Origin of the sequence: Escherichia sp. WS3227_2, from assembly GCF_046486495.1 — a bacterium.
GTDB lineage: Bacteria > Pseudomonadota > Gammaproteobacteria > Enterobacterales > Enterobacteriaceae > Escherichia > Escherichia coli.
In genome coordinates this window covers 20,436-29,132 of record NZ_JBJQLG010000029.1, presented here as the reverse complement: position 1 = coordinate 29,132, position 8,697 = coordinate 20,436, and the positions used below count along the sequence as shown (strand labels likewise).

Annotated in this window: 8 protein-coding genes; all 8 read left to right on the top strand. The window is 47.1% G+C overall.

Annotated features, from left to right (window positions below; all coding sequences use genetic code 11):
• Positions 1-1,523 precede the first annotated feature (1,523 nt).
• The 8 genes from ACJHXB_RS23970 (at position 1,524) to ACJHXB_RS23935 (ending at position 8,685) form a co-directional block, all read left to right on the top strand.
• Positions 1,524-2,678 carry a tyrosine-type recombinase/integrase gene (locus ACJHXB_RS23970; protein WP_001139955.1) on the top strand — a complete coding sequence of 385 codons (1,155 nt, stop codon included), beginning with the start codon at positions 1,524-1,526 and terminating at the stop codon, positions 2,676-2,678.
• Between the two features lie 150 nt (positions 2,679-2,828).
• Positions 2,829-3,653, top strand: coding sequence for a conjugal transfer protein TraE (traE, locus tag ACJHXB_RS23965; protein ID WP_015058912.1), 825 nt, complete (start codon positions 2,829-2,831; stop codon positions 3,651-3,653).
• An 85-nt stretch (positions 3,654-3,738) separates the two neighbouring features.
• Complete coding sequence (locus ACJHXB_RS23960; protein ID WP_000976357.1) at positions 3,739-4,941, top strand: conjugal transfer protein TraF; 1,203 nt, start codon at positions 3,739-3,741, stop codon at positions 4,939-4,941.
• A gap of 59 nt (positions 4,942-5,000) precedes the next feature.
• A complete protein-coding gene (locus tag ACJHXB_RS23955) occupies positions 5,001-5,585 on the top strand; it encodes a histidine phosphatase family protein (protein WP_000977520.1) in 585 nt (194 codons plus the stop codon).
• 394 nt (positions 5,586-5,979) lie between these two features.
• Positions 5,980-6,438 (top strand): IncI1-type conjugal transfer lipoprotein TraH, encoded by a 459-nt coding sequence (gene traH / locus ACJHXB_RS23950; RefSeq protein ID WP_001079808.1) that lies wholly within the window; start codon positions 5,980-5,982, stop codon positions 6,436-6,438.
• Entirely contained in the window at positions 6,435-7,253 is an 819-nt protein-coding gene (gene traI, locus ACJHXB_RS23945; protein ID WP_000646097.1) for an IncI1-type conjugal transfer lipoprotein TraI, read from the top strand. Before traH ends, traI begins: the two co-directional genes overlap by 4 nt.
• The gene (traJ, locus tag ACJHXB_RS23940) at positions 7,250-8,398 is read left to right on the top strand and encodes a plasmid transfer ATPase TraJ (RefSeq protein WP_001024976.1); all 1,149 of its coding nucleotides are present in this window, start codon (positions 7,250-7,252) and stop codon (positions 8,396-8,398) included. Before traI ends, traJ begins: the two co-directional genes overlap by 4 nt.
• Complete coding sequence (locus ACJHXB_RS23935) at positions 8,395-8,685, top strand: hypothetical protein (RefSeq protein WP_001299214.1); 291 nt, start codon at positions 8,395-8,397, stop codon at positions 8,683-8,685. The genes traJ and ACJHXB_RS23935 overlap by 4 nt, the downstream gene beginning before the upstream one ends.
• Positions 8,686-8,697: the final 12 nt, after the last annotated feature.

Genomic DNA, 8,697 nt, shown 5'->3' with positions numbered 1-8,697 from the left:
TGCCCATTCTGGCAATGGCACAGAAGTCGAATTGCCCCAGATAACCTGTGGTGGAAAGCTGAGTAACTTTGAGTTTTCCACCTATTGTCCTCCACGTACCGGATTGGCACGTAGGCCAGTGCCAATCCGGTACCTGGCGTAAAAGCAATTCTGGTAGTACGGTGATAACTGGTCGTATAGCAAATGGTCAGCAAATACCGCTGCCAACAGGATTTTCTGCCAGTCAGTGCTCATGGAGTGTGAGCAATGCAGAAAACCCTCAAGGTTGGAAGCCGAATTACTTTGCTGGATCAGTTGCAACTTATGATGCAAATCGAATTGTTAAATGTGGTTTTTATGATGAATACAATTTCCATAAAGGGACATTTAGAGCTGATTTAACCGGAAAATGTAGTTATGTCGTCGCGTGTCAGAACTGAGATTAAATTGCTGGCGCTGCTGGCCTACGTGCCAATCCGGTCGGTGGTCAGGGGGTAATAAAATTAATTACTCAGCATGTAATTGGTACAAATCATCCGTAGCAATGAATCACTTTATCGGCGGTAAGAGTGGTGGTTCGATCTATTACAAGCCGATTCAATGTCCGACTGGATACATTATGACTGGAACACGCATGTACGGTATTGGTGATGGTGTTGATGAGGAACATGTCGATGCCTACTGTTGCCCCTTTAATTAAACTCCAGCACCAGGAAGATTGAGGCATGTGACTGATATGGTCCCACCAGACTCATAATTTCCCCAAGCATAATTACTCACATACCAAACGTTGTTTTGGTCGGAATATACCTGTTGAAAACCACCAAAGGGTGAGCCATTCAGGTAAGTCCATGAGCAATATGCATGGACCCCGAGCCTTAAATTACGAGTGTTTTTAGCTATGTTGTAGGTCTGCGTTGTGAATTGAATTTTAGGAGCGCCCCAGGTACCGGATTGGCACGTAGGCCAGTGCCAATCCGGTACCTGGAGAAAGGTAGGATCTGGTGAGCTTCAAATTGCTACAGCACAGGCGACAGGTTGGCGCTTTCCTGGAGCAACAGCTACCTGTCCAACTGGAAAACGTGTTACAGGTGGCGGCGGAATATGCACCTCACGAACTGGTTACATATGGCTTACCAGGTCATTCCCATCAGCCAATAACTCATGGTCGGCTGCGTGCGATACAACCGAAGATCAGAATGGTTCAATAACTGTATATGCCATTTGCCAATAAGCTATTTCAAGCAAGTAATCTTCATAAAGTAGGACGAATACTGTGTGTAGTTTTTGGCTTGCCAAGTCATCTCGCCGTTAGAGTCAGGCATGTCAATAGGAACGACTTCTGTTTCTGCCATTTCACGCCCGTCAATACGATAGGTGTTAATACACAGTTTAAACCTCCCTAAGACCTGTGTGTTTTTGGGATATAACGTAAATGTTTTTATATTCGTCCATATCGACGCTGATGATGATTTCCAGGTACCGGATTGGCACGCTTGCAGAGAATGATTGTTGGCATTATTTTTTCCTCTTTTGAGGTTAGCATGCCGTCTCCACGCATCCGTAAAATGTCCCTGTCACGCGCACTGGATAAGTACCTGAAAACAGTTTCTGTTCACAAGAAAGGGCATCAACAGGAGTTTTACCGGAGCAATGTTATCAAGCGATATCCCATTGCCCTTCGGAATATGGACGAAATAACAACCGTTGATATTGCTACATACAGAGACGTTCGTTTAGCAGAAATCAACCCCCGAACGGGTAAAGCCATTACAGGTAATACTGTACGTCTTGAACTCGCCCTTCTGTCATCTCTGTTCAATATTGCTCGTGTTGAATGGGGAACCTGTCGTACTAACCCGGTTGAACTGGTTCGCAAGCCGAAAGTATCCTCCGGACGAGATCGTCGGCTAACGTCTTCAGAAGAACGTCGCCTTTCTCGCTATTTCCGCGAAAAAAATCTGATGTTGTATGTCATTTTCCATCTTGCCCTTGAAACAGCCATGCGGCAGGGCGAAATACTGGCCTTACGTTGGGAACACATTGATTTGCGCCACGGTGTGGCTCATTTACCTGAAACCAAAAACGGTCACTCACGGGATGTTCCTCTGTCCAGACGTGCCCGTAACTTTCTTCAGATGATGCCCGTTAATCTCCACGGCAATGTTTTTGATTACACCGCATCCGGCTTTAAAAATGCCTGGAGAATAGCCACACAACGACTTCGCATCGAGGACCTGCATTTTCACGATCTACGGCATGAAGCAATAAGCCGCTTCTTCGAACTGGGTAGCCTGAATGTAATGGAGATTGCTGCAATATCAGGACATCGTTCCATGAATATGCTGAAACGGTATACTCATCTTCGTGCATGGCAACTGGTCAGTAAGCTTGATGCCCGCCGGCGGCAGACACAAAAAGTGGCAGCATGGTTTGTGCCGTATCCTGCCCATATCACGACCATCGATGAAGAAAATGGGCAGAAAGCGCATCGTATTGAGATCGGTGATTTTGATAACCTTCACGTCACTGCCACAACGAAAGAGGAAGCAGTTCACCGCGCCAGTGAGGTTTTGTTGCGTACACTGGCCATTGCAGCACAGAAAGGCGAACGTGTCCCATCTCCCGGAGCGTTACCTGTTAACGACCCTGACTACATTATGATTTGCCCTCTGAACCCGGGCAGCACCCCGCTGTAAACATCATTCAAAACACATACAGAAAGGCGAGTTGCAACAACTCGCCAAACACATTCGATCTGCATGATCGAAATTATTCGTTTCACCAGAAAAAACACCGAAGATACAATAACCACATGAGCTGAAAAGACTTTTTCAGTCGGAGGAACAATGAGACTGAATACGACCGGTATTGCGGCCCGAATGATGCTCTCGCTGGACAAAAAAGCAATCGGCGAAAAACTCATCAACGGTCGTCAGATAAACCCGACACCTCTGCAGGTCCGTTACCCACAAGGGGTAAGAGAAGTTCTGGGGATAATGAGCGAACAATTAGCCATATCCACCGCTGATTTAACCCGAATCCTGCTTGAGGATGCTCTTCATAATATGTTTATGCCTGCGGATAACACCACAGGAAACATAATAAGCAGAATTGAATACATCATGCTGTCGCATGATATAAATGCGCCATTACTGGCAACATTGCTGTCGCCATGGAATATCCGCTCCACGGTTATACAGGACCCGGCCAGACTTGCAGACTATCTTTCAGCTGACGCTCTCGAACATCTTGCTGAATGTTTTAATCTCAATCCGGACTGGCTGAATGGCCATGAAAACTATCCGATAGCGTTGTCCGGTGAATGGCCAGATACTGCTGATAATTTCAGAATGCTTATTAATAATAGCAGCAACACTGAAGTTATTTTCTGGCATAGTTTCCCCTTCGCAGGAAACACGAAAAGAGAATATTGCGGGGTAATATTGAGACAGGAAAAAGAAATAAATGGCTCTGTAATATATCCGGCACTATCATTATCACCAACACTTCTGAACGATGAAAAAAGAAAATGGTTAACTGAATATACAACCAGGCAGAATACAACAATGTCTTTGCGACGCGTCACGTTGAGACCTGGCCTTGCCGAGAACCTTATTACAGGGCAAATACTACCTGTTAGCTTATTTAATACGTCTTTATTACCCTGGTAAATACCAGATAGTACCAAAGTAAAAAATTACGGCACATCCGTGTCATAGCGTTGTTTTGTCTAAATTCTGATAAACAGGAAATTAAATGATGAAGAAAAATCATATTACCCGCACCATCATTGCATCTGCTGTATTATTTTCCTTTAACGCTGCAGCAGCGACGTCATATTTTGAAGCGCGTAACGATGCAATGGGTGGCACCGGGGTAGCATCTTCCCATTATGGTGTGGCACCTCTGGCAAACCCGGCTTTACTGACAAAGCACAACAGCAATGATGATTTCAGCCTTCTTCTGCCGTCTGTTGGGGCACAAGTTGCTGATCCTAATGATGTATCAAATAAAGCTGATGATGTTAAAGATGACTGGGATTTGTTTGACAGTGCTGTAGATAACCAGCATGGCGTACAACAGGCAGCGGCAAATCTTAAACATCGTCTGCAGGAATTCCGCAATATCAATGCAGATGCTCAGGTAGGTGTATCAGCTGTAGCAGCCATGGCAAATGACACTCTGCCGTTTGCCCTTATGGTCAAGTCTTACGGAACTGTCAGCGTAAACGGAAAAGTAAACGATGCAGACCTGGATTATCTGGACAAAGTTGCCAATGGAACAATTACCGACGTCGATAAGAATGCCCTGACCTCACGCGCATTCGGGCGTGCAGCTGTAATTACCGACGTCGGAATTTCATTTGCCAAAGAACTGGAAACGGCCGGACAAAAATGGTCTCTTGGCGTCACACCAAAATATCAGCGTGTGGACCTGTTTAACTACAACGTAACGGTTCGTGATTACGACAAAGACGATTTTGACGGTGACAAGTACCACAACACGAAAAACGGATTCAACGCCGATATTGGTGCTTATACAGACCTGAATGACAACTGGACTGTCGGTCTTGTTGCCCAGAACATCATTCCACGCAGTATTGATACTAAAGTCGTCAATGGCTTTAAAGAAACCTTCAAAGTTCGTCCACAGGCAACCGCCGGTGTATCCTGGCATAATGACCTGTTTACCACTGCTCTTGACGTTGATCTGACTCCTGCCAGTGGCTTCACTTCTGACAGCAAACGTCAGTTTGCAAGTGTTGGTGCTGAATTTAACGCATGGAAATGGGCGCAATTGCGTGCCGGTTATCGTCAGAACATGGCATCAAACTCCGGAAGCGCCTTCACCGCTGGCGTTGGTATCTCTCCATTTGACGTCGTACATATCGATGTTTCCGGCCTGGTAGGAACTGACCACGATTACGGTGCAATGGCACAACTTCAGTTCACTTTCTGATTACTGTCCCCGCCCCCGGCACTAAACCCGGGGGTATTTTTATATTCATTTTAAATAACATGATGAAACCACGTTCTTCTTATTCAAAGACAGCATTCATTCTTTTATTTTCTGTTTTCCTGGTAGCTGCAGTGACAAAAGCAAAAAGCTCGCTTCCCGATATCACCCTAGAACAGGCAAAAGAAATTAATGCTGATAACACCGTTATTTTCCTTTTCCGCCATGGAGAACGTTGCGACCGTTCAGATATGCCATGCTATTCGGATAAAAGCGGAATCACTATTACCGGTACAGAGAAAGCACAGCAGGAAGGTATTAAGTTCGCAACAATCTTCAGTGAATATGATATTTACTCCAGCAATGCGGTAAGAACCATACAAACTGCAAAATTCTTCTCCGGTAAAGACCCCGTCGTTATGGACAGTTTATCAGACTGCAATAATGATCTTTATAAGACGCTTGAATCAATCGCAAGAGAATCTCATAAAAGGAACATAGTAATAATGACACATAATCATTGTTTATCATTTCTGGCCAGAGATAGGCTCGGCAAGAAATTCAAACCGGCGTACCTTGATGCCCTGATCATGCATTACGATGGTACCCGGCTCATACTTGACGGAAAATACAACAAAGAGGCATAGAGGATATTTGAATTTACATAAATTCTGATATACTCAGTAAGATACAAGAGTGTACGGGCACATGTGCCTGTCTGAATTGCAGGTCATCCGGACGAGGGCCGGGAACTGTTTCAGGGACAAGCGCCGGTACGTTCGATTCATAAATCGTCGAGTCATCCATCATGGATCGATTCGGCGCGGAGCGTTAAAGATTACGCTCATATTCGTTTTATGTCTGACGACACATCAACCAGCCAGTATCAGGAATAATCACCTTCAGTAAACTATGAGGCTATTTACCTGGCCACACTGGCATTTATTTCCGGTAACGCAAGTATAGCCGGAAACAAACATCATCCTGTCTGTACCGGAGCACCGGTATATCCCATTCTGATTTAACTGCTCAGGAATTATTATGAACCGTATTATACCTGCGGGGTGTCTTGCCGCCCTTTTTCTGGCTGGCTGCAACTCCCCTTCTCAGCATACTCCTGTTCCGCGTAACTACGGTGCTGCCTCTGATGTGGCGGTTACCCGGCACACTCAGTACACATTATGGGACAAAGGTGTGTTTTCCGGCCAACTTCCGGTTTCAACGGGGTCTCATCTTCTGACAGCTAACAGCGATCGCCTTTCCTTTGACTGGGAAGGTGATGCAATTGAATTACTGAACGAACTGGCCAGAGTCAGGGGGATGCAGTTTAACTACAATGGTGTCCGCCTGCCGTTACCAGTCAACCTTCACGTCCGGGATATGACGTTTTCCAATACGTTGAGACTTATTGAAGCCCAGACAGCCTGGAGAGCAACAATCCATCAATATCCGGGCTTGTTACAGGTCAGCTTCATGCAGCCGGAGAACCGGAAAAAATGAAAGCACTCACCTCTCTCATTTTGCCAGTAATACTGCTTACTGGTTGTTCTTCTTCCCCTACCATCTCGCCAGGTGGTGTCAATACGCCACCACCTGACATTAATGCATGGCTTAAACCACGAAGTGAAAAGCCGGATAGTCTGTCAGAAACACGCTGGAAAATGCTGACCGACGCAGGTAAAACGCTTGGATTTCGTGGTGGCAAGGCTCAGCGTTCATGGGAGCTGATTCAGGCACTCAACGCCCGGGAAAGCACACTTAATGCCTTATACGATTTCCGGCCACTGATTAGCCCGGAAGGCTGGCTACCACCGGTTATTGATGAAGCACAGGACGTAGCTCATATCACGCCAGATCAAATCCGGACCTCTTCCCGGGTCTGGACCATCATTCGCCCTGAACGCTTTGTCAGCAATCCACCGGGCTGGCGTGACTGGCTTCTCCGGGGGCTTTCAACAACAGCCACTCCGGGTACAGAAGGCAGCGTCGTTCCAGAAGACAGCGTGCAACGAAAAGTGTGGGAAACCGCATTACGGCAGGGATGGCAGGAAGGAAGACAAAACGCCGACCTGACGCTTGAAGCCAACCAGAAAACCCTCACCCGTGATTACCGGGGCATGATGCTGTACTCACTTCTCTGGCGTCAGGGCATGATCACCCGTCCGGATGTTTCTGATCAAATGCAAACCGTTACAGGTGACGGGAAAAAACTGGTCACTGGAGATCGTGTTCGTCGCCTTAAAAATCATGCGGAATTCAATCTTCAGAAATCTCACTGGCGTCCGCTTATAGGCACTGAAGGAGGCTCCCGATGAATATTCCTGATGAGTTTGGTCTTTTTCCGTTTCAGCGTTTCACTGCAGATGAATTACGGCATTTCTTTGTCTGGTGTGCCGCACATAAAGTCAGTGATGTGGATCTGACCGGTGGGTCACCTGTATCTGTCAGTCGCTTTGGCCGACGGGTGCGTTGTTCCAGTGCAACGTTACCAACCACACTCATGTCCTCCCTGATTGATGAACTGTTCGGTCGGGAAGTCGTTCCCCGCGTTCTGGCAGGCAATCCGGTTGACAGGACGATACAGATTAACGGGGATGCATCCGGTCGCTATGGTCTTAAACGCGGAGAACGCATCCGGTTACGCTCTCACCTCATTCAGGGCACATCTGGTGCAGAGGAGAAAGCAGTCTCAATAACCATGCGTGTCATCCCGACAGAAATACCGGACATTCTCTCCATGAACATTGAACCAGACCTGCTTGAAGCAATGGTCTGCAAAAGCGGTCTGGGATTTGTATGTGGTGAAACCGGGTCAGGAAAATCAACGCTGTGTTCAGCACTGTACCGTTACATTATGGACAATTTCCCCGACGCCAAAATCGTGACATATGAAGACCCGGTGGAATATATCCTGGGAAATGAAAACGATCTGCTCCCACCGCATCAGGCAGAAATCGGGCGTGATGTGGTCAGTTTTGCTGCCGGACTGCGTTCTGCTGTACGACGTAATCCCGAAATTATCGGTGTTGGTGAGATCAGGGATAACGAAACCGCCGACGCAGCGGTACAGGCAGGCAACACCGGGCATTACTGCCTGAGCACCATGCATACGAAATCTCCTGGTGAAACGCTGGCACGTCTTCTTGGGCTGTTTCCCCCTGTCATCAGGGATTCGATGGCCTGGGCTGTCCTGTCACTGTTGCAGTTCATTCTGGTTCAGGTTCTGGTCAGAACAAATGACGGTGGTCGTAAAGCCGTCCGGGAATATATCGTCATTAACGATGAGCTTCGCGACAATCTTTCCGGAATGCCGCATGCAGAGTGGGGGCATCACATTGATGCCATAATCCGGCAGGAGAAGCGCCGTATCCGGGACCAGATTCTGGAAATGTATATCCGGAATGAAGTTGACCGAAGAGAAGCGATTCTTTTTATCCCGCCAGGGGAGTTACGGTCATGAAAAGAGAAGGTTTCTGGCGATATGCAACACCGCCAGTCAACATCCAGGGCGTACCTCTGCCGTTCACCATGATTTATCTGTTTATATGCCCCTTTCCCTCCAAAACAACCTTCTGGATTTGCACCGGCATCATTTTATTTTTCGTCATTCTCGACCGTTCAGGCTGGACTGTCAGAACGATCTGTACTCGCATTTTCAGCATTCTGAGAGGGGCCATCGCCTCCGGTCGTCCATGGTGGTATCGCCACCATACGGAATCACCACGAGACTGGACTGGCCTCGATTAAATTCTGGAGTCT